At 45.7% G+C, this 24,038-nt stretch carries 28 protein-coding genes; 8 read left to right on the top strand and 20 right to left on the bottom strand.

Features of this window, described 5'->3' with window-relative positions:
- Nucleotides 1-104 (top strand): IS3 family transposase (locus VKA52_RS07740; RefSeq protein ID WP_326313771.1); only part of this gene is annotated, 104 nt, incomplete at its 5' end.
- Between the two features lie 55 nt (nucleotides 105-159).
- Here VKA52_RS07740 and VKA52_RS07745 read toward each other — a convergent pair.
- Nucleotides 160-756 carry a flavin reductase family protein gene (locus VKA52_RS07745; protein WP_326314916.1) on the bottom strand — a complete coding sequence of 199 codons (597 nt, stop codon included), beginning with the start codon at nucleotides 754-756 and terminating at the stop codon, nucleotides 160-162.
- A gap of 135 nt (nucleotides 757-891) precedes the next feature.
- On the opposite strand from VKA52_RS07745, the gene VKA52_RS07750 reads away from it, so the two are divergent.
- Together VKA52_RS07750 and VKA52_RS07755 are read left to right on the top strand one after the other, a co-directional pair.
- Nucleotides 892-2,307 carry an alanine/glycine:cation symporter family protein gene (locus VKA52_RS07750; RefSeq protein ID WP_160916125.1) on the top strand — a complete coding sequence of 472 codons (1,416 nt, stop codon included), beginning with the start codon at nucleotides 892-894 and terminating at the stop codon, nucleotides 2,305-2,307.
- Nucleotides 2,297-2,473, top strand: a complete 177-nt coding sequence (locus VKA52_RS07755; protein ID WP_160916123.1) for a hypothetical protein — start codon at nucleotides 2,297-2,299, stop codon at nucleotides 2,471-2,473. The genes VKA52_RS07750 and VKA52_RS07755 overlap by 11 nt, the downstream gene beginning before the upstream one ends.
- A gap of 92 nt (nucleotides 2,474-2,565) precedes the next feature.
- Here the strand turns inward: VKA52_RS07755 and VKA52_RS07760 are convergent, their stop codons facing one another.
- On the bottom strand, nucleotides 2,566-3,147 hold the full coding sequence (locus VKA52_RS07760; RefSeq protein WP_160916121.1) for a cell wall hydrolase: 582 nt from the start codon (nucleotides 3,145-3,147) through the stop codon (nucleotides 2,566-2,568).
- A gap of 138 nt (nucleotides 3,148-3,285) precedes the next feature.
- On the bottom strand, nucleotides 3,286-3,723 hold the full coding sequence (locus tag VKA52_RS07765; protein WP_160916119.1) for an OsmC family protein: 438 nt from the start codon (nucleotides 3,721-3,723) through the stop codon (nucleotides 3,286-3,288).
- A 208-nt stretch (nucleotides 3,724-3,931) separates the two neighbouring features.
- Here VKA52_RS07765 and VKA52_RS07770 point away from each other — a divergent pair, with 208 nt between their 5' ends.
- The gene (locus VKA52_RS07770) at nucleotides 3,932-4,513 is read left to right on the top strand and encodes a CDP-alcohol phosphatidyltransferase family protein (RefSeq protein ID WP_326314920.1); all 582 of its coding nucleotides are present in this window, start codon (nucleotides 3,932-3,934) and stop codon (nucleotides 4,511-4,513) included.
- Between the two features lie 13 nt (nucleotides 4,514-4,526).
- Here VKA52_RS07770 and VKA52_RS07775 read toward each other — a convergent pair whose 3' ends face one another.
- The 8 genes from VKA52_RS07775 to VKA52_RS07810 form a co-directional block, all read right to left on the bottom strand.
- A complete protein-coding gene (locus VKA52_RS07775) occupies nucleotides 4,527-5,213 on the bottom strand; it encodes a Crp/Fnr family transcriptional regulator (RefSeq protein ID WP_326314922.1) in 687 nt (228 codons plus the stop codon).
- Between the two features lie 54 nt (nucleotides 5,214-5,267).
- Nucleotides 5,268-6,224 (bottom strand): UV DNA damage repair endonuclease UvsE, encoded by a 957-nt coding sequence (uvsE, locus tag VKA52_RS07780; protein WP_326314924.1) that lies wholly within the window; start codon nucleotides 6,222-6,224, stop codon nucleotides 5,268-5,270.
- A gap of 379 nt (nucleotides 6,225-6,603) precedes the next feature.
- Nucleotides 6,604-7,545 (bottom strand): NERD domain-containing protein, encoded by a 942-nt coding sequence (locus VKA52_RS07785; RefSeq protein WP_326314926.1) that lies wholly within the window; start codon nucleotides 7,543-7,545, stop codon nucleotides 6,604-6,606.
- 90 nt (nucleotides 7,546-7,635) lie between these two features.
- A complete protein-coding gene (locus VKA52_RS07790; protein ID WP_326314928.1) occupies nucleotides 7,636-8,460 on the bottom strand; it encodes an aldo/keto reductase in 825 nt (274 codons plus the stop codon).
- A gap of 115 nt (nucleotides 8,461-8,575) precedes the next feature.
- The gene (locus VKA52_RS07795; RefSeq protein WP_326314929.1) at nucleotides 8,576-9,415 is read right to left on the bottom strand and encodes an SAM hydrolase/SAM-dependent halogenase family protein; all 840 of its coding nucleotides are present in this window, start codon (nucleotides 9,413-9,415) and stop codon (nucleotides 8,576-8,578) included.
- A gap of 75 nt (nucleotides 9,416-9,490) precedes the next feature.
- Nucleotides 9,491-9,979 (bottom strand): DUF1189 family protein, encoded by a 489-nt coding sequence (locus VKA52_RS07800; RefSeq protein ID WP_160916105.1) that lies wholly within the window; start codon nucleotides 9,977-9,979, stop codon nucleotides 9,491-9,493.
- A 14-nt stretch (nucleotides 9,980-9,993) separates the two neighbouring features.
- Nucleotides 9,994-10,242, bottom strand: coding sequence for a DUF1450 domain-containing protein (locus VKA52_RS07805; RefSeq protein WP_146818124.1), 249 nt, complete (start codon nucleotides 10,240-10,242; stop codon nucleotides 9,994-9,996).
- 33 nt (nucleotides 10,243-10,275) lie between these two features.
- On the bottom strand, nucleotides 10,276-11,208 hold the full coding sequence (locus VKA52_RS07810; protein WP_160916103.1) for a bifunctional riboflavin kinase/FAD synthetase: 933 nt from the start codon (nucleotides 11,206-11,208) through the stop codon (nucleotides 10,276-10,278).
- Between the two features lie 139 nt (nucleotides 11,209-11,347).
- On the opposite strand from VKA52_RS07810, the gene VKA52_RS07815 reads away from it, so the two are divergent.
- Nucleotides 11,348-11,887: an HD domain-containing protein gene (locus tag VKA52_RS07815; protein WP_326314934.1), complete on the top strand. Its 540-nt coding sequence runs from the start codon at nucleotides 11,348-11,350 to the stop codon at nucleotides 11,885-11,887.
- Nucleotides 11,888-11,927: 40 nt separating this feature from the next.
- Here the strand turns inward: VKA52_RS07815 and VKA52_RS07820 are convergent, their stop codons facing one another.
- The 3 genes from VKA52_RS07820 to VKA52_RS07830 all read right to left on the bottom strand — a co-directional run bounded on the left by VKA52_RS07820 (nucleotide 11,928) and on the right by VKA52_RS07830 (nucleotide 16,110).
- Nucleotides 11,928-13,421 carry a UDP-N-acetylmuramoyl-L-alanyl-D-glutamate--2,6-diaminopimelate ligase gene (locus VKA52_RS07820; protein WP_442788830.1) on the bottom strand — a complete coding sequence of 498 codons (1,494 nt, stop codon included), beginning with the start codon at nucleotides 13,419-13,421 and terminating at the stop codon, nucleotides 11,928-11,930.
- 269 nt (nucleotides 13,422-13,690) lie between these two features.
- On the bottom strand, nucleotides 13,691-15,757 hold the full coding sequence (locus VKA52_RS07825) for a heavy metal translocating P-type ATPase (RefSeq protein WP_326314938.1): 2,067 nt from the start codon (nucleotides 15,755-15,757) through the stop codon (nucleotides 13,691-13,693).
- A 14-nt stretch (nucleotides 15,758-15,771) separates the two neighbouring features.
- Nucleotides 15,772-16,110 carry an ArsR/SmtB family transcription factor gene (locus VKA52_RS07830; RefSeq protein ID WP_326314940.1) on the bottom strand — a complete coding sequence of 113 codons (339 nt, stop codon included), beginning with the start codon at nucleotides 16,108-16,110 and terminating at the stop codon, nucleotides 15,772-15,774.
- Nucleotides 16,111-16,313: 203 nt separating this feature from the next.
- Between VKA52_RS07830 and VKA52_RS07835 the strand changes: the two genes are divergently transcribed.
- Nucleotides 16,314-16,973 (top strand): type 1 glutamine amidotransferase domain-containing protein, encoded by a 660-nt coding sequence (locus VKA52_RS07835; protein WP_326314942.1) that lies wholly within the window; start codon nucleotides 16,314-16,316, stop codon nucleotides 16,971-16,973.
- Nucleotides 16,974-17,010: 37 nt separating this feature from the next.
- Here VKA52_RS07835 and VKA52_RS07840 read toward each other — a convergent pair whose 3' ends face one another.
- Nucleotides 17,011-17,241 carry a hypothetical protein gene (locus VKA52_RS07840; RefSeq protein ID WP_160916094.1) on the bottom strand — a complete coding sequence of 77 codons (231 nt, stop codon included), beginning with the start codon at nucleotides 17,239-17,241 and terminating at the stop codon, nucleotides 17,011-17,013.
- Nucleotides 17,242-17,401: 160 nt separating this feature from the next.
- Here VKA52_RS07840 and VKA52_RS07845 point away from each other — a divergent pair, with 160 nt between their 5' ends.
- Complete coding sequence (locus tag VKA52_RS07845; RefSeq protein ID WP_160916093.1) at nucleotides 17,402-17,821, top strand: VOC family protein; 420 nt, start codon at nucleotides 17,402-17,404, stop codon at nucleotides 17,819-17,821.
- 47 nt (nucleotides 17,822-17,868) lie between these two features.
- On the opposite strand, the gene VKA52_RS07850 is transcribed toward VKA52_RS07845, so the two are convergent.
- The 5 genes from VKA52_RS07850 to VKA52_RS07870 form a co-directional block, all read right to left on the bottom strand.
- Nucleotides 17,869-18,993, bottom strand: coding sequence for an NAD(P)/FAD-dependent oxidoreductase (locus tag VKA52_RS07850; protein WP_326314944.1), 1,125 nt, complete (start codon nucleotides 18,991-18,993; stop codon nucleotides 17,869-17,871).
- An 842-nt stretch (nucleotides 18,994-19,835) separates the two neighbouring features.
- Complete coding sequence (locus tag VKA52_RS07855; protein ID WP_160916089.1) at nucleotides 19,836-20,054, bottom strand: hypothetical protein; 219 nt, start codon at nucleotides 20,052-20,054, stop codon at nucleotides 19,836-19,838.
- A gap of 62 nt (nucleotides 20,055-20,116) precedes the next feature.
- Nucleotides 20,117-20,500, bottom strand: a complete 384-nt coding sequence (locus VKA52_RS07860) for a carbonic anhydrase (protein ID WP_326314946.1) — start codon at nucleotides 20,498-20,500, stop codon at nucleotides 20,117-20,119.
- Between the two features lie 83 nt (nucleotides 20,501-20,583).
- On the bottom strand, nucleotides 20,584-22,293 hold the full coding sequence (locus tag VKA52_RS07865) for a DNA-binding protein (RefSeq protein ID WP_326314948.1): 1,710 nt from the start codon (nucleotides 22,291-22,293) through the stop codon (nucleotides 20,584-20,586).
- Nucleotides 22,294-22,384: 91 nt separating this feature from the next.
- A complete protein-coding gene (locus VKA52_RS07870) occupies nucleotides 22,385-23,317 on the bottom strand; it encodes an MBL fold metallo-hydrolase (RefSeq protein WP_326314950.1) in 933 nt (310 codons plus the stop codon).
- Nucleotides 23,318-23,675: 358 nt separating this feature from the next.
- Here VKA52_RS07870 and VKA52_RS07875 point away from each other — a divergent pair, with 358 nt between their 5' ends.
- Nucleotides 23,676-24,032: a hypothetical protein gene (locus VKA52_RS07875; RefSeq protein WP_326314952.1), complete on the top strand. Its 357-nt coding sequence runs from the start codon at nucleotides 23,676-23,678 to the stop codon at nucleotides 24,030-24,032.
- Nucleotides 24,033-24,038 lie beyond the last annotated feature (6 nt).

Below are 24,038 nucleotides of genomic sequence, written 5' to 3' on the forward strand. Positions count from 1 at the left end.
TACGTGAAAAAGTAGAAACGTACATGTATTACTACAATTATTGTCGACCTTTTAAAAAACTAAACTGCCATACTCCAATTGAATTCAGAGTAATGGCAGCCTAGGTGTTTTATTGAGTCTTATTTAACTGTGTCACTCCAAAATGGCTCTGCGGCTTTTTTATTTGGGAAGGTCGTCGTTGGGGAGTGGAAAGAAGTCCCGTATGTAGCTGTAGTCTCCCGCCATTCGTCCAACAGGCTTCAGTTCGTAGGGATTCACTTTGTCTGTTTCTTCATAAACGTCGTCCTGGATATGGTAACCGACCAACCTTCCTAAAACCAGATTCCCTTCACCAATTTTTATGACTCGATCGAGCTCGCATTCCATGTGAACAGGCGATTGTTTCACCCTTGGCACAGGTATAAAATCACCGTCTTCGAAATCTGTACCTGCCCTCTCAAACTCATCAATATCAGCATCAAACCTTTTACTGCTTTCATGCATCTGGTTAGCCAACGATTCAGAAACGACATTGATAATAAACTGCTTTGTTTCCTTTATATTTTTCAGTGTGTCTTTATCTCTATCCGCTCTCCCTATCGAAAAACAAAGAGTAATTGGATTCATGGATGCGACCGTAAAAAAACTGAAAGGTGCCAGATTGCGGATGCCATCTCCACTTATAGTGGAGACCCAGGCGATCGGGCGCGGCACCACCGCCCCTTTGATTAACTTGCTCATGGAATGGTTTTGAAAATTTTCTTTACTAATATTCAATTGATCCCTCCTCTATTCCTCTAGTGTATGGCTTTTTCTCTCAAGGCTCATCTTCCCTGCTCATTATATGCGTTTAACATTTTATGTAAAGGGAATATATGGGTATCTTACAGTTTGTCGAAAGGGGATCTTTCATTGGGAGATTTATGGAATAGTATCAAAGAGGGGATCACCACGATTTCCGACTTTTTATGGACGTATCCATTAGCGATCATTTTAATTCTGGGCGGGATCTTCCTTACCATCCGAATTAAGTTTTTCCAATTCCGCTTTTTCGGTCACGTCCTCCACCAAACCATCGGACAAATCTTCAAGAAAACAGAAAAGAAAGGAACCATCACTCCATTCCAGGCTTTCACTTCAGCATTAGCCTCTACAGCGGGTGCAACGAATATCGTCGGTGTGCCTGTCGCGATTTCTCTAGGTGGACCAGGTGCTCTGTTTTGGATGTGGCTTGTCGCTTTAATCGGAATGGCTACAAAGTATAGTGAAATTTTATTAGGGATGAAGTACAGGGAAAAGAACGACAAAAACATTTGGGTCGGCGGACCACAATACTACATAAAAAAGGCCCTGGGTTGGAAGTGGGTCTCGACCGCCTTCGCATTCTTCCTAATGATTGAATTAATCCCAAGCACGATGGTGCAATCAAACTCTATCGCTACGCAGACAGAGGGGGCCTTTGGATGGCCGGTTGAGATTACGGGGATCGTCATGTGTGCAGCCATTGCCATCGTAGTTTTCGGAGGTATTAAACGGATCGCCAAGGTCACCGATAAGATGGTGCCGGGCATGGTGCTCATTTACCTCGCTGTCTGTTTGTACGTAATCTTTGCCAACATCGATCAAATCCCCAACGTATTTGGATTGATTTTCACCCACGCTTTCACACCCATTTCAGCTACTGGCGGTTTTGCCGGTGCGGCTGTTGCCCAAGCTTTACGCTGGGGGATTGCACGCGGTCTTTATTCTAACGAAGCCGGTCTTGGAACTGCATCGATCGCCCACGCGGCCGCAAAAACAGATCACCCGTCCCGCCAGGCATTATGGGGAATCTTCAGCGTTTTCGTTGATACAATTGTCATCTGTACGGTGTCCGGTTTGACCGTTCTCGTCACCGGCGCATGGCAGGAAGTCGGTGGAAGTGATGCATCGAATATGATCAACGTCGCCATCGGATCCGAATTCGGAGACGCGTTCGGAGGCAGTTTCATCACTGTATTTTTACTCTTTTTCGTAATTACTACCATCGGTGTCCTCGTCTTTTACGGAGAAAAACAAGCGGAATACCTGTTCAGCCTACGCGCAGCTAAAATCATGCGGATTGTCTACATTGTAGCCGTATTCGTAGGAGCGATCGGAGGACTTCAGTTCGTGTGGCAATTCCTCGACTTGATTTTAGCCTTCGTCCTACTTACAAACATTATTCCACTATTGTTCCTGCATAAGGAAATCGCTGCATTAACGGATGACTATGTGAACCGCGTGTACAAAAAGCGGACGAAGAAAAGGAAGGTCGAGCTGTTTCAGGAGGAAGAAGATGCAAGTTAACCCTATCGCACCGAAAAAGGAGATCCCTGTACAGGGATCTCCTTTTCATTTCTATGATCCACTTGTTCATGAACGCTCACATACAGAGCACCATCCGCTTTCGATCGCTCTAAATACCTTCTTCCACATTCACCACATCGTCCTGGATCGTATGTTCATCCGTTGATGAATGTATATTTCCACGCTCTTTCATTCATACGATCCATTGTAAAAATCCAAAAAAAACAAGCACCTATCAAAGGTGCTTGTTCAAGTGGTTTATCTCAAGAAAACGTGGTCGCCGATGACTGTTGTCACTTCTTTACTGCTCAAATAGTCACTTTGCGCTTTATCAGGATTATAGAAAAATAGAGACTCACGGTCATAGCCTTGATAAGCAATGGCTTCATTGACCGCACGTTTTGACTCAGCGCTTGCCGGCTGGTTAATCGTACCATTCAAAACAGGAGAGAACTGAATGCCGTCATAGATGACGCCATTCACGGAATCTGGGAAAAGATCACTTTCCACACGGTTTAAAACAACTGTGGCTACGGCAACCTTACCTGAATAACTTTCACCCTTCGCCTCTGCTTCAACTAGACGAGCGAGTAAATCTTTTTCAGATTCACTAAGAGCAACGGGAAGCTGCAACTGCTCCCCAGGATAAATTTCTGCGTTCGATTTATTGTTCATGGCCTGCAATTGTTGGGCAGAAACACCATGTTTCATAGCAATTTTATAAATAGAATCGCCCTTTTGGACGGTATGAGTGTTGGCGTGGGCAAAACTTTCGACAGGGAAGGAAAAAGCGAGCAAACTAACGGTAGCAATTCCTGTCAGCATCAATTTTTTGAACATTTAAAATCTACCTCCTTATCAGGTTCCCTAATAAGGTAACATAGGCGGATTAAGAGATTCATTATTAATTCTTTCCATCGTTTCCATGGAAATTTTCAGTATAAAAAAAGGCCCCCTAGAGGAGCCTCTTCCCATTTGTTAAGCTTTTTGCCAATCTACATTCAGGGTAACCCCTGCTGCTTTCAGTGTAGTGAAAACTGGGCAGCGTTGGTCAACGATTTCCTGAAGTTCTTCGATACGCTCTTGAGATTCTGACGTTTCTACTTCCGCTTTAATGTTCACCGTGTCAAAGTAAGGCTTTACATCCGCCGTCCCCATCAACCCTCGCATATCGAGAGTCCCGTTGATATCAAACGAAATACTTTGAAGGTCGAACTTCATTTCCTTCGCCACCATGTTCGCAACGACCGTTTCACAGCCTGCGAGCGAACCTAACAGCGTGGCAAGTGGGTCAGCACCTTCATCTGTTCCGCCCATTTGCTTCGGTTCATCAATCGTCAATGAATGTTTTCCTGCCTCGATTTCCGATTTCATCCCTTGAGACTTACTCGTGATCGCTACTTTATGTTCGGACATGTACAATTCCTCCTTGTTGTTGGTTACAGGGATACTATACACCCTGGCCATTTTCGGCAAACCTCATGTGCTCACCGTTGTAATCTGCCTTACAAAAGAAGCAAGGTGATTCTATTACCAGGGAACATATGCTATCGTCTAAAGGAAGACCAATTAGGGTAAAGTGGTAACAAGACGTTGATATTATTTGCTAAAGCAGGTGTTTTTTATGCTCGATACCCACGCAAGGAAATTCGTTCAACCATCCATTGAACGAACCGCTTCTTACTTTCTACAAAAAGGGCGCTCCGCCAATGAGATTACCGTGCTCGCTTTGTTTGTCGGGCTTGGTACAAGTGTGCTCTATGTGCTCGGTTTTCCGATATTAGCGGTCGTATTTTTGTGGCTTTCCGGATTTTTAGACGCCGTGGATGGGACAATGGCCAGGAATACCAAAACCTCCCCTTTCGGAACCGTCATGGATATTACATTCGATCGAATCGTTGAAATTGGGATGATCTTAGCCATTGCTTATATTCACCCCGAAGTCTTATGGCCACTTCTCCTTCTCAGTGTATCCATCATCGTGTCGATGACGATCTTCTTAGTTGTAGGAGCCGTTTCAGAAAAAGCAGGAATCAAATCCTTCTACTATCAAGCGGGACTTGCGGAGAGGACAGAAGGCTTCGTTCTGTTCAGTGTGATGCTCTTATTCCCTCCATTCCTCTTCTGGTCAACACTATTGTTCTTTACTGTAGAATTGTTTACAGGTATTCAAAGGTTCATGGAAGCCAAACGAATATTAAAATAAAACCCGTCCCGGCTTATGTCACCACTAAGCCGAGATGGGTTTTTGCTTTTTCTGCATCGATGGATAATACTTGATCCTTTTTCAAATAGCCTTCCTTGTTCAAACGACTGATTTCTGCACTCGTTGTCTCCCTAGTTGCACCGATCATCGTCGCGATGTCCTGATGGGTCAACTTCATCTCGACGGTTTGCCACTCCTGGTGACGACGGCCGCTTTTTTCACTAAGCATGAGCAGCAGATAAAGAATCCGCTCCCGCACCTCACCTAAAGCAATCTTCTCACTTCTTTTGTAAAAATCGTTCAATTTAGACGAAAGTAACTGAACGAGACGCAGCTTGATCTTCGGGTACTTTTCCATAAATCGTTCGAACTCTTCCCTGCTCATCAAACATACATATGTATCAGTCATCGCCTCTGCGTACATTTCATAATCTGTCAGAGTCAGCGTAGAGGCCTCCCCAAATAGATTTCCGTCTTTCAGTATGTCCAATGTGAACTGTTTCCCCTGCTGGTTGGTACGGTATAAACGGATCTGTCCTTTTTTCAAAATATATAAATGCTCAGCTGGATGTTCAGGCGTGAGGATTACTTCACCTTTCGCTACTTTTTTCATTTCACTGATGGCAGCTACGTCCATTAGTTCTTCTTTTGTTAATTCTTCAAACAAATTCACTTCGGATAAGAGGGTCTGTTTATCCATCATTCCACCCCTTTCAGTACCATCAATATACTTGATCCAAAGGCGGACGCAAAGTTAAACGTCCAAGGTCGCCTCCCCCACCCGTTTCACACCACGGATTTTCGAAAAATCTTCGACAAGTTTAGAAAGGGCGCGGTCCTTTTCTTTCGCTTCAATCATAAAATCTACAGGTGTGCCGAGATCCTTCAACTCTTTCAGGAGAGGGCGAATGAAATCAGCGTCCACAAAATCGGCATGACTCCTGTACGCCTTTTCCGACTTCGGCGACGAAATATGAATTTTTGGTGGAAGGCCCAGCCTGTCCCACGTTTTATAAAAGCGAGGCAGGATTTTAGAAAGAGGTTCATCTTCGGTGTGATTCGCCATGTAATGGTGGTAATCAAACATCATCGGAATGTCCTCTTTTTCACAGACATCAAGGGTTTCCGTTGTCGTATAGGTTTTGTCATCATTCTCAAGTGTCATCTGCTGTTTAATTGGACCCGGGAGCTTTTTAATATTTTCATGAAAACGAGAGACGGCTGCTTTTTTATCCCCATACGCGCCACCTACATGTAGATTGATATGTGATTCATTGTGCAGCCCCATCGCTTGAAGCATCGCATAATGGTACTCCATGTCCTGGACAGCGTTGTCCGTCACATGAGGACGGTCACTCGTGAAAAGGGTGAATTGGTTTGGGTGAAAACTCGTACGCATATTGTGCGCCTTTACCAGATCACCAATTTCCTCGAACAGATGGCGGAATGGCTCGATATAATCCCACTCCACTTCATCATGAGTAGCGAGTGGAATGATAGAAGAAGAAAACCGGTACAAATGGATTTCCCTCGCAATGTTATAGTGGATGATCCGACGTGTGCGCTCCAAGTTCATTTCCGCAATTTTATGAAGCTGCTCAATCGCAGTTTCGTGCCCCAGTTTCTTATAACGTGCAAATGTCATTGTCTTCGCTGGCGTCGCTTCCCATAAGTCGAGCGCATGCGATACGTAACCGAACCGGATGATCATACAAAAGCTCCTTTACCGAAAAAGTGATATCTTTATGTTCCCCATATTTGGTGGGAATAACATAAGGGTCGGTTTATGGAGTTTTGTTGGCGGGGCCTTCGCACTTTGCGCGCGACTCACCCTCCCTGCGCGCGACTCACCCTCCCTGCGCGCGACTCACTCTTCCTGCGCGCGACTCGCTCTTCCTGCGCGCGACTCACTCTTCCTGCGCGCGACTCACTCTTCCTGCGCGCGACTCGCTCTTCCTGCGCGCGACTCACTCTTCCTGCGCGCGACTCACTCTTCCTGCGCGCGGCTCACCCTCCCTGCGCGCGACTCGCTCTTCCTGCGCGCGACTCGCTTTTCTTGCGCGCGTAAAATGGCACTTAAGCTATTAAAACTAGAGCACATACCTTACATATCTTCCTCCACCCAAAGTACTCTCCGCATATGCAGACAAGATCCGGTAAACAACATGTCTGGAGCTTATCCTTAAAAAATCTTGCCCTTCTCTAATACTCATTGTTTTAGAAACCAGAACAGCATATTCTTTAAGGGCTAGTTCATAAGCATTTACGGAGGCACAACCGCAATGATCACACTTCCATCGCCTAGGTGTTTTCCTCATAAAATACTTGCCACACTCCGGACACCTCACACCTTTCTGCAAATCAGAGTAACTCAAATTGAACCGCTTCATATAATCAGGGACAAGCTCTTGATGGGCTTCAGCAAGCGCACGACCTATGCGCATCATATCAGCCCTAGTCAGAACTTCTTCCTTATAAAACTCCTTCTTCCTTTCAATCGCACCCACCAACGATGTGGCGCGTATGACTTTTTCATGAATGCTAGGGTCTGAAGAGTCAAATTCAAGAACGCACCTTCGATTCGTAAAAACAACTAAGAAATCTACCGGTACCTTAAGCCCCGTATGGTGAAGCAACCATTCTTCGAGTAAATCTTTTTGCCGTTCCGCCTGCTCCACGGGATCCTGAAAACCTTCCAGGTCGCGACGCATTTCCTTTTTCTCGCGGTGTATGGATATTTGACCTTTCATATTTTTTGCTTCAATGATCAGGAAGAACGAAGGGAACAGGAGAAGGGTGTCCATTTGGAAAAAGTGGTGGCCATCATGAAGGCGGATATTGTGAAGGATGATAGGAGAGTCTTTCAAGTAGTCCAGGTGAAAGTCGAGGGATTGTTCGCCGTTCCAGCCGGCCTGTTTGGTAGAGAGCATTTCTTCTACTTGAGGGGTTGCAGGGTGGTTAGGTTTGAGACGTTTCAGCAGCATACTTAAATGGTTAATATCGGGTGGGATGACGCGGGGTTTTATGATCATGTATTCGCTCCTTTCTCCTATATTAAAGTTGATCCTCTTCCTTTTGTCCACAAAAAAAGACTGCCACTTCATGCGGCAGTCTTCCTGTATTTATCTTACGTTCATTTCAGATGGTTTCGGGCCTTTGCGCTCGCCGCGGTCCAGCTTGTTGATGGCAGCCATGTCGTCTGCTGTCAGGTCAAAATCAAACACGTCGAAGTTCTCTTCGATACGGGATGGCGTGACAGACTTCGGAATGACAACCGTATCGTTTTGCAGGTGCCAGCGGATGATAACTTGTGCCGGTGTTTTGCCGTGCTTTTCAGCGATTGACTGGATCGTATCATTTTCCAATACTTCTCCACCCTGCATCAGCGGGCTCCATGCTTCAAGCAGAATGCCATTGTCGCGGCAGAAGTCTTTCAGTTCATTTTGTGCCAGGAATGGGTGGCACTCGACCTGGTTGACTGCCGGCTTCACTTCACACTCGTCAAGCAGACGCTGCAAGTGATCGATATCAAAGTTACATACGCCGATCGCTTTGACTTTGCCGTCTTTTTGCAGCTGTTCAAGCGCTTTGTATGTTTCTACGTAATCATCATATTCTGGTGTCGGCCAGTGGATCAAGTAAAGGTCCACGTAGTCTAATCCAAGTTTATCAAGGCTTGTTTCAAAAGCCTTCAATGTATTTTCATATCCTTGATCTGTGTTCCAGACCTTTGTCGTAATGAACAATTCGTCTCGAGCTACACCGCTCTGGCGGATCGCTTCACCAACCTGTTTCTCGTTTCCGTAAATCGCAGCGGTATCAATTGCACGATAGCCTGTTTCAATCGCTTTTGTAACGGCTGGAACCGCATCTTTTTCTTCAACTTGCCAAACACCAAAGCCTAGTTGTGGCATTTCGATGGTGCTATGCAGCGTAACTGTCTTCATTGATCATTCTCCTTTTCTTATAAAGGTTTTCACATGGGTAAGTGTAGCACAGCGACTCCCCGCAAGCTTTTATTCTGCTCATAGACAAAAGAAAACTCCCCACAGAAGCGGGAAGTTATTTTTCAAACTGGATGGTCCAATTCGAACCTGTGCGGATATTGTAAGCTCTGGCAAATGAGCCTTGATTGATGGCCACCGCTAAGTTATCAAGGCTGTTCACATAGACGAGTGGCTCGCCTTTGTGGGTATCTGCGAATGAGCGTCCGAAGGTCATGGAATTATGATACACCTCATCACCATTATGCAAAATGAACACGTTCAGGGTATCTCCATAATGGATCCCCATCTGCTTAAAAAACTCACGCGGAATGTTCGTCCAAAGGTTGCCGAACCGTATATCAAGGATATCGATGATGCCGGAGACCGTGGATTCGTCCACATAAGGGTCTTTCACAGAGATACGCTCAATAGATCCGGGGTCGAGGGCAGGGCCTACTTCTTCAAAAGTGATGACACCGGCCGCCAAACGCGCTCCCGTGTAGGCATAAACATCTCGACCATGGAAAGTGTAGGATTCTCCAGAGCGTGGCAAGCGGTTCACTTTTTCATCAATTTCTCTTACTTCAACGATTCCCTCCGTACGGGCGATATGAGTCAATGTTCCATTGTCCGGAGTGATGACAAAATGCCCGGATCCTGTTTTTACACCGATACTCTTGCGTGTGGATCCTACGCCTGGATCGACCACAGATACGAATACTGTTCCTTCTGCCCAGTAAGCCATCGTCTGCCACAGCCTGTAAGACCCTTCCCAAATATTGAAAGGGGGGATGTCGTGCGTCAAATCGAAGATCGACAATTGATGATTAACAGAATGTGCCACCCCATGCATGGCACTTACAGCTCCATCACTGATTCCAAAATCTGATTGCAATACTAACGCTCTCGTCATCATACCCCCACCTTTTTTATTAAATAATGAATATTCTAACATATAAAAAAGATAAATAGAAAAAGTACCCGCAAGAACTCAAGGTTTTGCGGGTACTTTTGGATAAACCGTAATCATCCGATACATGTAGTATACGAAGATCGCCATAAAAATAAGAGCGCTGAGGGCGTTGGATACGGTCATATATTTTAATAATACGCTTAGAATTAATGGCAGTGTACAAGCATAGGCGGTCAACTTCCAAAGCTGCTGGTAGGCAAGCTTCCTGGAAAGAGCTTTTCGCATAAGCAGACTTCCCCCGGCAAGAATGGATACGCCGACAAGGATAAGGAAAACGATCAGCAAAGGATAGAAAACGAGAAACTGTGCAATGTACATCCCCCGCGATACCTCTGTCAGGTTCGTCTCTAAATACAAGATCGATGCAACCATATCCGGTAAAAAGAGGAGCAGCAGCAATACGAACAAATACCCAATCGTATGAGTGATGCCTTTCCGGTTTAAATGGAACATCGCTTCTTTTTTCGGCAAACGTAAGCTGTTGATCAGTGAATCAAAAAAACCCATGGTCTTCTCCTGCCTTATTCAGCGTAAATCGCTAATTCTTCTTCGATTTTTGTACGGATTTTCTGTAAAGCTTCTTCAGGTGTTTTTCCAAACACCCGCTGGTTATTGACTAGGGCGTACGGACGGAGAGCACACATGCCACAGAAGGACAGGCATTCACTGATGAGTACCGCCACTTCCGGGTATTCGGATTCAATGATGCTCTCGATATCCATTTCATTGATTAAGTTTCCATCACAAACTTCAACAACGACAATTCCCATGGTGCTTCCCCCTTTCTAAGATGTCAGTATCGTTTATATTCCTAAAATTGCACGAGCATTCTTTTCATCCTCATGCATTTGTTCAATTAATGCATCCATACCGTCGAAATTCTCTTCATCGCGCATGTGGCGCAGGAATTGGACGGTCACTTTCTGGTCGTACAGGTCACCGGAGAAATCCAGAAGATAAGCTTCCACTTTATAGGAATCACCGTTGACCGTTGGACGATAGCCGGCGCTGATTAACGTGTAATAGTATTCCGGTGCTTCCTGGACTTTTTTCACAAGCCCGAGATAGACCCCTGGTTTAACTTTGACATATTCTTCAATATCTCCGATGTTTAATGTCGGAAAGCCTAGTTGTCGTCCAAGCTGCTCGCCTTTTTCCACGACCCCTGTGATTTCAAAAGGTCGTCCGAGCATCGCTTGAGCGGCTTCCATCCGTCCTTGAGTCACATGAGTACGGATATCTGTACTGCTTACTTTTCGGTCGTGAAGCTGGACACCCGGGACAATCGAAACATCAGCACCGATTTGCTGGCACAGCTCGGCCAGCCCTTCAGCGTCGGATCCTCTCCCTTTACCGAAACGGAAGTCCTCCCCGACGATCACATGACGGACGTTCAACCGGTTCAAATGCTGAAGCACGAATTCTTCAGGAGATGTCTTTGCATATTCTTTTGTGAAATGGACGTGATAATAACGATCGACACCGAACTGCTCCAAGCGGGTTTGGCGATCTTCAATCGTTGATAATGAATATTTGTATGATTCATCACCTCGCAGCACCCATTTTGGGTGATCAGAAAAACCATACACAGCGATTTTATCTTCCTCTGTGGCCAGCCTTTCTGCCTCCTGTAGAAGAGACTGATGCCCTAAATGCACACCATCCATTTTCCCGATGATTAGAACGACGGGCTCTGAGTTGTGAGGCGGTTGTCCTTGTACTTCAATCATTTCCATTTGCAAAGCATCCCCTTCAACCTGTTGATTAAACCTATTAATTATATAATATCCATTCTTATTTAATCAAGCTTTATCACTTTTTGCAATCATTCTGCCCCTTTATTTGTTATGATGAACAAAAAAGGGCGTGTCGTCGATGATTGAGAAAGCGAAGGCATTTGCAGCTAAAGCCCACGAGGGGCAGAAGCGTAAAAACTCCACGGAAGACTATATCATCCATCCCATTCGGGTTGCGGACCTCTTAGAACAAGCAGGATTCCGTGAAGAAGTGATTTGTGCCGGCTACCTCCATGATGTGGTCGAAGATACCAACTACACCCTCCAGGATATTGAACGTGAATTCGGAAGAGACGTGAGAGGTTTCGTCGCTGCTCATACGGAAGATAAAAGCAAGTCATGGGTGGAAAGAAAACAGCACACGATTGAAACCGTGTGGAAAGCTCCGTTTGAATTGAAAGCGTTGATTGTAGCCGATAAGCTGGATAACTTACGCTCTCTCCAAAAAGACCTCGCCACCTACGGAAATGAGGTTTGGAAAAACTTCAACGCAGGTGCTGAAGACCAAAAGTGGTACAACGAATCCATCGTTGCCGCGATGATAAACGAACGGAATCATGATGATCTTCCGAATTACTTCTATGAGTACAAACAATTAGTTGAACAAACGTTTGATTAACGAGAAAAACATCCAGTCTCAGGACCTGAGACTGGATGTTTTATTGAGCGACAGATGGAAAAAAGCTTTCGATGATCTTTTCATCCGAGTGAGGAATTTCTTCACCCTTAACAATCTGCGAATTGTTGATGCAGCCACTTGTCAGCAGGATAATATCCCCTTCCTCTCCTAACTGCATGGATTTACGAACACCTTCTTCTCTTGTAAGGGTGGGGTGAATATTCAAAGCCGTTGGATTGCTAAACCCTGTCATCACCTGATCGACGATGGTTTGCGGGTCATGATAGCCGGGGTGATCGACCGTGACGATCACTTCATCCGCTTTTCCTTCAATCGCTTTCGCCATCTTCGGCATTTTGTTGAAATCACGAATTCCAATGCCTGCGATCATGACGATCAAGCGTTTGTGGTCAAGTTTCTTAACCTCTTCCAACAACCTGTTCAAAGCTACAGGGGTATGAGCATAATCCAAAATCACTTTCTGCTTGAGAGGTGTTTCAATAACCTGGAATCTTCCTTCCGGTCCTTTCAAAGTAGGAAGCACGTCCAACACTTCCTCCCAAGAATAGTGGAGATGGAAGGCTGTAGCAATCGCGGCCAGTACGTTTGCGACATTGTAGGTGCCATAGACGGGAATGAAGACTTTCTTCGTGTCTCCCTTATAGGTAAGGTCGAAAAGGGATCCTTTTTCCATAACCTCAATGTTTTCTGCTGACAAATCAGCCTCTGGGTGACCCTCAATACTGTATGTCAGAAGACCATCCTTCCCCATCGCCAACAGTTCCGATGCCATTCCGTCATCATCAATATTAACGACACGGTGGTTCGCCTGTTTGAACAAACGCATTTTACATTCCCTGTAATGTTCAATAGTCCGGTGGTATTCCAAATGCTCTTCAGAAAAATTCGTATGAACGGCCACATCATACTGAATGCCTTCTACCCTGCACTGATCGAGAGCAATCGATGAAACCTCCATGACCGCCCCTTCATCACCCACGTTTCTCAAGTCACGAAAAATCCGGTGCAGATCCAGAGACTCAGGTGTGGTTGGGGTGCTTTTCTTATATTGTAATTTCCGTTTTGATGACCAAATGCCTGTCGTACCGATTGAGCCGGTCGGAAGGCCCAATAAGGTCAATAGAGACCGGATATAGGCCGTAACCGTCGTCTTGCCATTCGTTCCGGTAACCCCAACGGTTTTCAGTTCATCATCTGCAAAGCCGTAGAAATCCTTTGAAAAAACAGACATGACGGAACGGACATTGTCTACAAGTAAGAACGTTGTGCGGTCATAGATCGTTGAAAGCTCCTCCAATACCTCTTCATCACTGCCAATGATTGTGGCAGCTCCCAGGCCTATAGCTTCTTCGATATATTCATGACCATCAAAGTTCTCCCCTTTCAAACAAAAAAAAGCGGCTGCTGGTTCAACTCTTTTTGAATGAAAAGCAAGAGTTCTCACCTCTTGTTGAAGGGGGCCGTATATCTGTCTGATATGAAGTTTTTTTATATGTTCAAAGTGTATCTTCATAGTCATTATCCTCACTCTTTATATATGGTTTATCGTCGTCTTTTCGAAGCAAAAGTATGTATGGGAGACGGGTGGTTTTGACGGAAACACAGCCACAATTTACCGTACGTCCATAAGGTCCTTTTCCCTTTATCCCCCTGCTCACAAACCCAAAAGACACACTCGAAATCAAAATGGTTCACCCTAACTAGTTTTCTTCCAAATAAAACCACACCAAGTCATCCAGTATTTGGATAACCTGGTGTGGGAAAATTGATGGATCTATATCATCATTTATCTTTCATGAGGAGGATGGTAAGGCTGATGAGAGTGACAAGAATCGTTGCGCCCATATCAGCCAGAATGGCGAACCATAAAGTGAGCCACCCTGGAATGGTTAGAAGAAGGGCAATCACTTTCAAACCAAGGGCAATTCCGATGTTCCATTTGACTACGGCATTCACCCGTTTCGCGATACGGAAGGCATTCGGCAGTTTACCGAGGTGATCCTGCATGAGCACGATATCGGCGGTTTCAATCGCACTATCCGTTCCTTTCCCCATCGCGATCCCTAAATCAGCCATCGCGAGAGCAGGCGCGTCATTGATCCCATCTCCAATCATGGCAAGCTTGGAATTTCTTTTTAATTCGTCGACTTTTTCTACTTTCTGATCGGGGAGAAGCTGCGCATGGACATCAGTGACGCCGATTTCTGCAGCCACTTTCCCAGCCGTTTTTTCGTGGTCACCCGTTAACATGATCGTGTGCTTAATCCCCAGAGAATGGAGACGCTTCATCAGGGTACGACTTTCTTCACGCACTTCATCTGCCACTCCGAACATACCCAGTACTTCTTTTTCATCCGAAACGATGACAAGGGTGAATCCATCTTCTTTCAGCTTGTCGATGTCTGCTTTTACATCCTCTGAAGGGTTGAGATGCGTAAGCGTCTGCTCGCTTCCCACGTAGTACGTCTTTTCCTCAATGACCGCTCGAACGCCTTTCCCGGGAATCGTATCCACAGAGGAAGGCTCCAAAGAATTTGCCTGTTGAACGCGTGAATTTTCTAAGATCGCTCTCGCAATTGGGTGAGAGGAATTTCTCTCCACGGCTTGAGCCACTGAAAAGAAGCGCTTCTCCTCATAAACATTCACAGCATGAACTTTTGGCTCTCCTTTTGTCAGCGTACCCGTCTTATCAAAAGCAATACTTTCAATTTTTCCAAGCTGTTCAAGAAAAGCTCCCCCTTTAATGAGAATGCCGTTTCGGGCATTTTTCGTGATTCCGGACAATATGGCAATGGGTGAGGACAGAATCAAGGCACATGGGCAGCCGACAATGAGAACCGCCAATCCCTGGTAAAATGAACCTCCCCAGGTGGCAGAGAAAAGCAATGGTGGAATGACCATGACAAGACCGGCAATCACCATGATTAATGGGGTGTAGTATTTAGCAAATCGATTGATGAAGAGCTCTGTCGGTGTCTTTCTTTCCTGCGCTTCCTCAACCAACTGTAGGATTTTAGCGAGAGAAGAGTCATTGTAGGCCTTTGATATTTCAACTTTCATCAATCCTTCATTATTGATGCTTCCTCCAAAAAGCTTTTCGCCAGGCTTTTTGTCTACCGGCAGAGATTCTCCTGTGATTGCTGCTTCGTTCACGGAACTGTAACCGGCCATGACCACACCGTCTGATGGGATTTTCTCGCCCGCTTTAACAAGGACAAGGTCTCCCTCTTGCAGTTGTTCAATCCCTACGATTTCTTCCGTCCCATCTGCGAGCAGGCGGGTCGCTTGTTTAGGGGCGACTTTCAATAATTGTTCCATCGAACTACGTGCCTTTTCCATGCCGAGACCTTCCAAGTATTCATTCAGGCCGAACAGAATCGCGACAAGAGTCGCTTCTTTCCATTCCCCGATCGCCACAGCTCCGACGAGAGCAATCGTCATCAGCGTATCAATATTAAACTTCAAACGGACTAAGTTTTTCAAACCTTTCCAGAATGTCTGGTAACCACTGATCGCAATCGCTGCCAAATACAGGCCGATCATAACGAAAGGAGCAACCCTTCCTTCCAATAAAAACGTCGCACCAAAGATGAGTGAGGAAATAATGACGAGCTGCTTCATGTTCGGACCATGACTGTGATCGTGTCTACCCTCGTCATCGACAAGAGAAGCTCCGTCGGATTTCAGAATCCGGCGTACTTTCTCCATATCAATTCCGTCATGAACTCTCAATTTACTCGATGAAAACTGAAGTTCAGAACCTTCCCCATGATGGAGCTTACGGATTTCGTCTTCCATCTCTGCTGCGCAGTTCGCGCAGGATAATCCTTGCAGTTTGTATTCCTTCATTCTCTTTCTCCCCTTTAATGGTGAAGAGCGTGGTTGATGGTCTGTTGCAATAGATCGATGACGTGTTCATCATCGTGGGAATAAAATAATGTCGTACCTGCTCTTCGATACTTCACTAAACGTAAATTCTTTAGAAACCGCAGCTGGTGGGAAACGGTCGATTGGCGAAGTTCTAATGTATCAGCGATTTGATTCACGGACATTTCTTGTTCACATAGTAAATGCAGGATTCTGATTCGTGTCGGATCAGAAAGCGCCTTGAACGTCTGGGAAACGACGAATAACGTTTCTTCATCCAGTTCACTGGCATGCTTTTTTTTCTGATCTTCTTTTTTATTTTTATCTTCACTCATGAATTCGACACCTTCCTTATATGCACATATATTCATATATACAATTATCGTATGCGCCGCATGCCATTTTGTCAATGTGTGCTCGCCCATGTTTGATTGATTTAAAAACGGGAAAATTATTTTATGTGCGACAAAGCAGAATGTTTGGCACTGTCAATTTTCACATATTACAATGACACCCACTACCAAAAAGGAGGACAATCATGTCTAAAAAAGTACTAATGGTCGTTACGAACCACGCAAAGATTACGGATGAACAGCCGACAGGGCTTTGGTTATCCGAATTCGGCGAAGCCTATAATGAGTTCCAAAAACACGGCTATGAAGTGACAGTAGCAAGTCCGGAAGGCGGCCGTGCACCTGTCGATCCAGGTAGTGTCAGCGAAGATGAACCACAGGAGATCTTAGATACAAAACCACATTTAGAAAATACCACACCGATTGCAGACGTCGAAGCCGATGACTACGATGCAATCTTCTTACCGGGTGGTCACGGAACCATGTTCGACTTTCCGGATAATGAAAAACTTCAAAAGCTGCTTCGTAACTTCTATGAAGCGGATAAAATTGTCGCAGCCGTCTGCCATGGTCCCGCAGGTCTTGTCGGAGCTACCTTGTCTAACGGTGAACCACTAGTCAAAGGAAAACGCGTCAATGCATTCACTGACGCCGAAGAAGTAGAAACAACGCTCGATCAACACATGCCATTCCTGCTTGAAAGTAAGCTGAATGAGCTGGGAGCAACCTTTGTGAGCGGTCCAAACTGGTCCGAGCATTTTGAAGTGGACGGCAACCTGATCACCGGTCAAAATCCTCAATCCACAGAAGTCGTTGCCAAAGAAGTCGTGAAACAATTGAATTAATAGGTAAAGGGGTCCTGTGTTGCAGGACCCCTTTTTCTTATTCATCGTCGTCTTTCCAACGGCCGAACAGATACGCGTACAGCTTTTGGGCTACACACACATATGAAACGAGCCAGAGGATCAACAAGCCGATGACGATCAACCCTTTGATCCACGTCAATCCAGTAACAATAGTATAGATCGATGTTCCGAATAAAAGTAGACTGACAACCACATGAAGAGCAGCGGATGACAGGATCTTAAAACTATTGCTGATCCAGGCAGGCATATAAAATCACCTCCTGCTCTACTTTATGTGATAGAGAAAAATCAGCTTGTACGTTTTGATAGATTCTATAAAAAAGGGCACTTTACGGAGACCCACCCATAAGTGTCTGGGCTATCGTTATGTTAAAATGGTTTGGAATTTGCTATAGAGGAGAATGAACGTGGAAAAGAAACTGGATCACATTGGAGTCGCTGTCCGCAACATCGAAGACAGCATCACTTTTTACACCAACGTCCTTGGAGGCACATTAATTGATCGTTACCGTAGTGAAGCTGAAGGAGTAGAGAGTGAAATTGCGATTATTGATATTAAAGGGGACCGTACAGAATTATTGATGCCGACGAATAATACGACCTCCCCCATCGCTCGTTTCATTAAGCAAAAAGGGAAAGGGGTTCACCACATCGCCTACGATGTCGGCGATTTGGACCAGGCGCTGAAAGACTTAGAGCAGGAAGGCATCCGCACCCTGGAATGGTCGTTACGGACAAATAAACACGGCCGACGCCTCATCTACTTAAACCCGGCGGATACAGAAGGAACGATTATCGAGTACTGTGACTACCCTGACAAACCATAAAAAAACCTTGCAGCTTTATCAGGCTGCAAGGTTTTTCAGTAGAGTCATCATTCAGATCCCAGTGCTTCGGATACATCATAATCTGCAGGATCAAGCTCGGTCTCTTTTCCAAGTACCAGCCGGGCAAGCTCCGCACCCACGTATGGACCGGATGTAAGTCCAGAAGCTCCGAGGCCATTGGCGACATATAAATTCGACCACTCAGGAATACCACCAAAAACAGGGAGAGACCCTGGTGTAAACGGCCGGAAGCCGACACGCGTTTCAGCAAACGTGCTGTCGTAAAGACCTGGCGCGACTCCTAGTGCCTTATCAAACACATAATGGAGACCACCTACAGTCGATCGCCCGTCAAAACCTGCATCCGTTTCATGTGTGGCACCAATGACAACACGACCGCCCCCGAAGGAAAGCATGTACTGATTATTCGGTGGCATAATGACAGGCCAATCTTCCGTTTCTGTATCAGGAAGGTCCAAATGGACAATCTGTGCTTTTTGAGGGTGGACCAGAAAGTCAATGCCCAACGGTTTCAGAATCGGTTTCGCCCATGCACCAGCTGTCACCAGCACTTCATCCGCTTCATAGCGGACGCCGTCCACCTCGACAGCGGTAACCTGCCGACCTTCATGAATCAGGCTAGCATCTCCTTGTATCCTTTGAACCCCAAGTTTCTCAGCTACTCGAAGAAGCGCATCTCTTAACTCACGCCCATTAACGCGGGCCGCACCACTGACGTGAATCGCATCGTACCCATCCGCGAGCGGTGGGAACATTTTCTTTGCTTCTTCCGAGGAGATTCTTGTGATTTCACCGATTTCAGGAGCCCCGTCTTCTCTTCGCTTCAACGCGCGCTCCATAGTTTTTTCTAATTTAGCTTCATCTCTTTGGAGACTGATTGCCCCTACGCGGCGATAGCCCGTCCGCGTTTCTCCTTCCGCTTCCAGCTCGCGAATCAATTCTGGATAGTACCGGGCACCGCCTTTGACAAGACGGTACCATCGCTTGTTGCGCCGTTGAGCCAGCCATGGACAGACAATTCCAGCTGCTGCTTCTGTCGCCTGTCCCTCATCTTTACGGTCGATGATTTTTACGTCGACGCCTTCTTTTGCTAAGTGATAAGCAGTGGATGCGCCCAGCACTCCACCGCCGACAACGATATATTTCTTCATAGGTAAACACCTTTTCATTCGTATTTTCATTTCCATGACCATTGTATAGAAAAAGAAACCTCCACTCAAATCCCTATTCAAGTGTATGGCAGGTTTCTTGAAGACTCAGTTTCGAGATGTTTTTTGAGTGGATGGGGGCTGCAGGGAATAACTCGCTTTCCGCGGGAGCGCGGTGAGCCTCCTCGGACTGCGTCCTGTGGGGTCTCACCATGCCCTTTTTTCCCGCAGGAGTCTCGCCATTCCCCTCCGCCCCTTAACCAAGGAAGGTTCTCGAAACCACAAATTAAAAAATCAGCTCGTATGGTTATCAGAAGTGAATGATGTAAACTCTACCTCATTGACGTTTAGCAAACGCAAATGCTTGATGCAACACGCTATATGCCGGCTTAGAGGAAAAGAATTGGAACCTTACTTATGAATACAGGTGTTCTAATCGTCCACTTCCCTCAACCATTCAAGCTTACCCTTTTAGAAGTGGTTTTGAGACACTTATAAGGTAAAGGGGCGGAGGGAAACGGTGAGACTCCTATGGGACGTGTGGGACAGGTGAGACCCCGGAAGGCATAGCCTGAGGAGGCTCACCGCCCACCTCATGGAAAGTGTTCAAATGCGGAATCGTCCTGGTAGACACGACTGGCATAAGCAGAACAGCAACGGAATGTGTTTTTTATTCCTTTGCTGTTCTGCTTATGACGCGAGTGTCTGGACGATGGAGCTAGACGAACCTTTTCCCGGAGCCCCTAGAATCACATGAACATCTCGAAACTGAATCTTTAAGAAAAGGGAGCTTTAGTGGAATAGGTAAAACCCCAGAGTGTGAACTCCGGGGTTTGGATTTGAGCTTATTTATTTAAGTTACACAAATACTTATAACAGGCTTCAAGATCGCTGACGCAATCATGAACCCCATCACTTTCAATTTCGATTAAAGCAAAAGGATTCAACGTGATGGTATAGGAGGCGATGCGTATGATAGGGTTCTCCTCCGTTAAATTCTGCAGTTCTTCATAAACCGGATCCCGCTCTTTTTCAACGAAATCAAACCAACTCGCTTGCTCCATACCGCCACTCCTTCGCGAATGTTCTACATAAGAACTATTCGCCATGGAGAAGAAAAATCCTCTTATTCTGTGATCACTTCTACTTCCCACTGGTCGTTGACGTATAAACCGATGGCATCCACTTTGAATCCCCAGGATTTCACAAGCTCTACAGATTCCTTGATTTGGCCGGCTTTGACATCACGGTCTACAGGGTTACCGGCGCAATTGTAGTGGCCGACAACAGCGACAACGCCGGATCCGTGCTTGTCTACGGAAATGCCAATTTTCGTTTTGACAGCGGCCAGCTGATCTTCAGAGCCTTCTAACAAGAACTTGGTCGGGCCTGCTTCTGTAATCATGTCGATATATTCCGTGCCGTAACGTTCCTGCATCCAGTGGATAACGGGAAGCTGCACACGTCCATCCATACAATTGATTGCTGTTGCAAATGTTTTTTCTGCCATTAAAAATCCCTCCAACTAGTAAATTCTATATATATTTTATCATAACAAAAAAGCAGCAGGAGCGGGTGTCCTGCTGCTTCTCATTAATTGATGCCCTGAATCTGCATCTCTTCTACTGTGGCTGTGCCATTCTCGCGGATACGTGCCTGAATATTCACTTGGTCTCCCTCTTTCAGGAAAATAGCGAGAGGGGCTTTGCTGGTGTTGACCGTATAGATGGTCGTTTCCCCTTCTAATAAAAATTGAACAGACTGCCTGGAGTCGGTGGAAGTCACAAGAACCCGGTTGATCGTTCCTGCCTTTTCGGTCAAGTCGACACCCTGGCTTCCCTCTACGCTGCTCGGATCCTGGGCAATTTGCAGTCGGTAGGCGTTCAACGTCTGCTTGGCTGTATCTCCGAAAACGGCAAAGTCTGAATCTGCTGCCTTAATGTATGCATATTGCTTGAACAATCCGTTTGGATCAAGGACGTTTACGATCCATGTCGGGTGGCCATCCACGTTATAGAGCACCGGCATCGTTCCTGTCCAGTTCTTCTCAGGATACTGTTTGTTGACGATCTGCACAGCTCCTTTACTATCCATAATTCCCTGATTCTGCTGGCCGTTGTAATAGGTAAGGTCGCCTGTCCGGGCATGGATTAACGTATAACCAAGGGCAGAATCGATATTTTCTTTCGGCGAAGCCATATCTGTGAAGTAGAACATTTCCCCTGCTTCATTGAAAATCGGTGTGACACTGCTCTCAGTGCCTGACTCATTCGGGATCTTCACATCTTTCTTCCCAAAGATCGAATTCAGCCAACCATTGACATATTTACCGAAGTACTCGTTTTCAATGGCGGCTAGTTCAGAGCTTACCGATCCTTCAACGAAATCGGGAGCATTGGCAGAGTCGAAGGTTTCGATGTCACCAGAGACCGGATCGACAATTGCCACTTTAATATCGTTCATGTCAGGGCGGTTGGAAAACAGTAGTGGCTTATAAATCGTTTGAACGTACCACGGTTTCCCTTCATCATCGACTTCAATCTGTGCGTCTCCACTCTGGATATAACCCGGATGCTTCCCATAAACGACCCGCTGCACATTATGATTGAAGAAGCTTGAGTTCGTGTATCTCATTTTGCTTTGAACAAACTCCGGCTGTGCATTGATGTTCGTAGCTGCAATCGTAAAGTACCCTTCCGTCTCTTTTCCTCGCAAATAACGCCAGAAGCTTGAAAACTCGACGGGCGCTACATAAGTGATCTCCCCATCAATTTGCTGGGCTTGCAGTTTTCCTAAATCATAGAATTGTGTATTCGGAACAACACTCATCGCTTTTTGCACTTTGTTCCTTGCTGACTCAGGTGCAACAGAGATCGGTGTATTTTCCTCATTCAAAGGACGGGCTTCCTCTTCCTCTGATTTCGAAATGCTGTCATAGCTATCCTGTAAAGCTAAAATGCTGTAAATGAAAACACCAATGACGGCGACCGCTACGCCTAAAATAACGATTCCTGACAGTGAGCGGTGCATCGTTTGATATTGCACCGGCACTTTGGCTCCTCCGTACACTAACGGTACAAAAAGAACAGCGACAATCACATTGAGAATCAACATATTCGGCACTGTAATCGTCGGCATGAATGCGTAAACGACGAAGAACATGACGATGACACCGAATACCAGGGCCCCCACTGTGGTTTTCATGATTTTCTTTCTTCTCATTCGATTTTTCACATAAACGATGATCGACAACGTCAAAAATAACAGAAAAGATAAGACCGTTGTCATAAGTATTCCAATCATTATGTATCCCCCTTCTTTCTCCATATTCCATACGTTTGAATACAGCGTTATGTTTCAATTATATGTGTAACCATGAGAAAAAGCAGAACAATTACGTTCTGCTTTTTCTTTTCAAATAGTCAGCGAGACCCATGGAACAAACTTCTATATCCAGTTTCAGAATGTCATAGACCTTGTGGGTCTGTGGAATTCCTTTTTCCTCTAAATAAGACGCCACTCGTTCATGAAGACGCTGTTGAACGCCCTCAAGCCCTTGGCCTTGTTCTAAAGCATCCTTCGCTACACTCACAAAAACAGGAATCCAGGCACTAACTTGGTCAAACGTTTGATCAGGAGCTTCTGTCTTCCCAAAATGACCGAAATAGAGACAAGAAGGATTCATATCTCGAAAACGATCGATGCATTCAAGCATCGCATCCGGATCGAACTGGTTGGGTGAAGTCGTTGGTAAGTAAAACGTCAATCCATGATCTTCTGTCTGATCATACCGAATCCCTGCCGTGTCCCCTGTGAAAATTCCGTTGCTGAGCGAATCATAAATGCCAAGATGGTGCTTGGCATGACCGGGAGTATCATAAAACGTGAGTGTACGTTTTTCTGAAAGCGTAAGCGTGTCTCCCTCTGTTTTTGCCTCCAGGCGATCTTCCGGTATAGGGAGAATGGGGTCAAACAATTCATCAAACGTTTCTCCATAAACCGCCTTCGCTCCTTGAATCAAACGCGAAGGATCGGCGAGATGCCCCTTGCCTTTTTCATGGACGATGACCTGTGCGTTCGGGCATTCCTGTAAAAGCAGTCCCGCTCCACCCGCATGATCCAAATGGATATGTGTCAAAATGACGTACGCTACTTTTTCTTTTGGAATCTTCAACTCTTCCAAACCAGCCAGGACTCTAGGAACCGAAGGACTCGGTCCTGTTTCTACTAGCGTAATGTCATCCCCTAACAACACATATGTACCTGTCCGTCCTTCAAACCCCATATCATACCCATCAATCAAAAACACATCATTTCCTAAATCCATCGGCGCTCTCTTTTTCAATTCCTTCACCTCACCTTATGAATTATCTCTAGTGTACTAGAATTTAACAAATAATGATAACGCTTTCTTGAACGGGCATGTTTCTTTTTGTTGATTCACATTAGCTTCCAATTGCGGAAGACTCAGTTTCGATACATTTTTAAGTGGATAGGGGCTGTGAGCATTAGCTCGCTTTCCCCGGGAGCACGGTGAGCTTCTCCGGCGCTCCCCACAGGAAAGTATTCAAATGCGGAAATCGCTTTGGCAGACACGACTGGCATACCCTTTAACAACTCATTTGAAATGGATGGTCACACTTTTGGGCTGGGTGAATATCATGGATTTTGAGGAGTTGGTTAAAATGACAGAAGAACGAAACATGCAACAAGGTCATATGCAGCCTTCCTATGAGCAGTGCAATAAAATGAAGTACTACCATGTTATGGTCCAAACTAAGGATGGACGCCGTTTTGATGGAATCATCACTGACGTGAATCATGATAAGATGACGATCTTAATAAGTGAAGACGTTATGGTCGATGAGGATGGCAATGCTATGGAGGAACGCCAATACGGATATGGACGCCGCCGGGCACGCCGTTTCCGTCGTGAAGTCCTTCCAATAGCGGGACTAACTACATTGGCGTTATTCCCCTACTTCGCACGCCCGTACCCCTATTACTACCCTTACGGATACGGATACCCTTACTACTACTAAGCGATC

It is taken from the genome of Halobacillus sp. HZG1 (assembly GCF_035818575.1).
Lineage (GTDB): Bacteria > Bacillota > Bacilli > Bacillales > Halobacillaceae > Halobacillus > Halobacillus litoralis.

Coding starts and splice junctions, on each gene's coding strand:
- VKA52_RS07755 (WP_160916123.1), top strand. CDS start 2,297: ATGCAAGTTAACCCTATCGCACCGAAAAAGGAGATCCCTGTACAGGGA.
- VKA52_RS07760 (WP_160916121.1), bottom strand. CDS start 3,147: ATGTTCAAAAAATTGATGCTGACAGGAATTGCTACCGTTAGTTTGCTC.
- VKA52_RS07765 (WP_160916119.1), bottom strand. CDS start 3,723: ATGTCCGAACATAAAGTAGCGATCACGAGTAAGTCTCAAGGGATGAAA.
- VKA52_RS07770 (WP_326314920.1), top strand. CDS start 3,932: ATGCTCGATACCCACGCAAGGAAATTCGTTCAACCATCCATTGAACGA.
- VKA52_RS07775 (WP_326314922.1), bottom strand. CDS start 5,213: ATGGATAAACAGACCCTCTTATCCGAAGTGAATTTGTTTGAAGAATTA.
- uvsE (WP_326314924.1), bottom strand. CDS start 6,224: ATGATCATCCGGTTCGGTTACGTATCGCATGCGCTCGACTTATGGGAA.
- VKA52_RS07785 (WP_326314926.1), bottom strand. CDS start 7,545: ATGATCATAAAACCCCGCGTCATCCCACCCGATATTAACCATTTAAGT.
- VKA52_RS07790 (WP_326314928.1), bottom strand. CDS start 8,460: ATGAAGACAGTTACGCTGCATAGCACCATCGAAATGCCACAACTAGGC.
- VKA52_RS07795 (WP_326314929.1), bottom strand. CDS start 9,415: ATGATGACGAGAGCGTTAGTATTGCAATCAGATTTTGGAATCAGTGAT.
- VKA52_RS07800 (WP_160916105.1), bottom strand. CDS start 9,979: ATGGGTTTTTTTGATTCACTGATCAACAGCTTACGTTTGCCGAAAAAA.
- VKA52_RS07805 (WP_146818124.1), bottom strand. CDS start 10,242: ATGGGAATTGTCGTTGTTGAAGTTTGTGATGGAAACTTAATCAATGAA.
- VKA52_RS07810 (WP_160916103.1), bottom strand. CDS start 11,208: ATGGAAATGATTGAAGTACAAGGACAACCGCCTCACAACTCAGAGCCC.
- VKA52_RS07815 (WP_326314934.1), top strand. CDS start 11,348: ATGATTGAGAAAGCGAAGGCATTTGCAGCTAAAGCCCACGAGGGGCAG.
- VKA52_RS07820 (WP_442788830.1), bottom strand. CDS start 13,421: ATGAAGATACACTTTGAACATATAAAAAAACTTCATATCAGACAGATA.
- VKA52_RS07825 (WP_326314938.1), bottom strand. CDS start 15,757: ATGAAGGAATACAAACTGCAAGGATTATCCTGCGCGAACTGCGCAGCA.
- VKA52_RS07830 (WP_326314940.1), bottom strand. CDS start 16,110: ATGAGTGAAGATAAAAATAAAAAAGAAGATCAGAAAAAAAAGCATGCC.
- VKA52_RS07835 (WP_326314942.1), top strand. CDS start 16,314: ATGTCTAAAAAAGTACTAATGGTCGTTACGAACCACGCAAAGATTACG.
- VKA52_RS07840 (WP_160916094.1), bottom strand. CDS start 17,241: ATGCCTGCCTGGATCAGCAATAGTTTTAAGATCCTGTCATCCGCTGCT.
- VKA52_RS07850 (WP_326314944.1), bottom strand. CDS start 18,993: ATGAAGAAATATATCGTTGTCGGCGGTGGAGTGCTGGGCGCATCCACT.
- VKA52_RS07855 (WP_160916089.1), bottom strand. CDS start 20,054: ATGGAGCAAGCGAGTTGGTTTGATTTCGTTGAAAAAGAGCGGGATCCG.
- VKA52_RS07860 (WP_326314946.1), bottom strand. CDS start 20,500: ATGGCAGAAAAAACATTTGCAACAGCAATCAATTGTATGGATGGACGT.
- VKA52_RS07865 (WP_326314948.1), bottom strand. CDS start 22,293: ATGATTGGAATACTTATGACAACGGTCTTATCTTTTCTGTTATTTTTG.
- VKA52_RS07870 (WP_326314950.1), bottom strand. CDS start 23,317: ATGGATTTAGGAAATGATGTGTTTTTGATTGATGGGTATGATATGGGG.
- VKA52_RS07875 (WP_326314952.1), top strand. CDS start 23,676: ATGACAGAAGAACGAAACATGCAACAAGGTCATATGCAGCCTTCCTAT.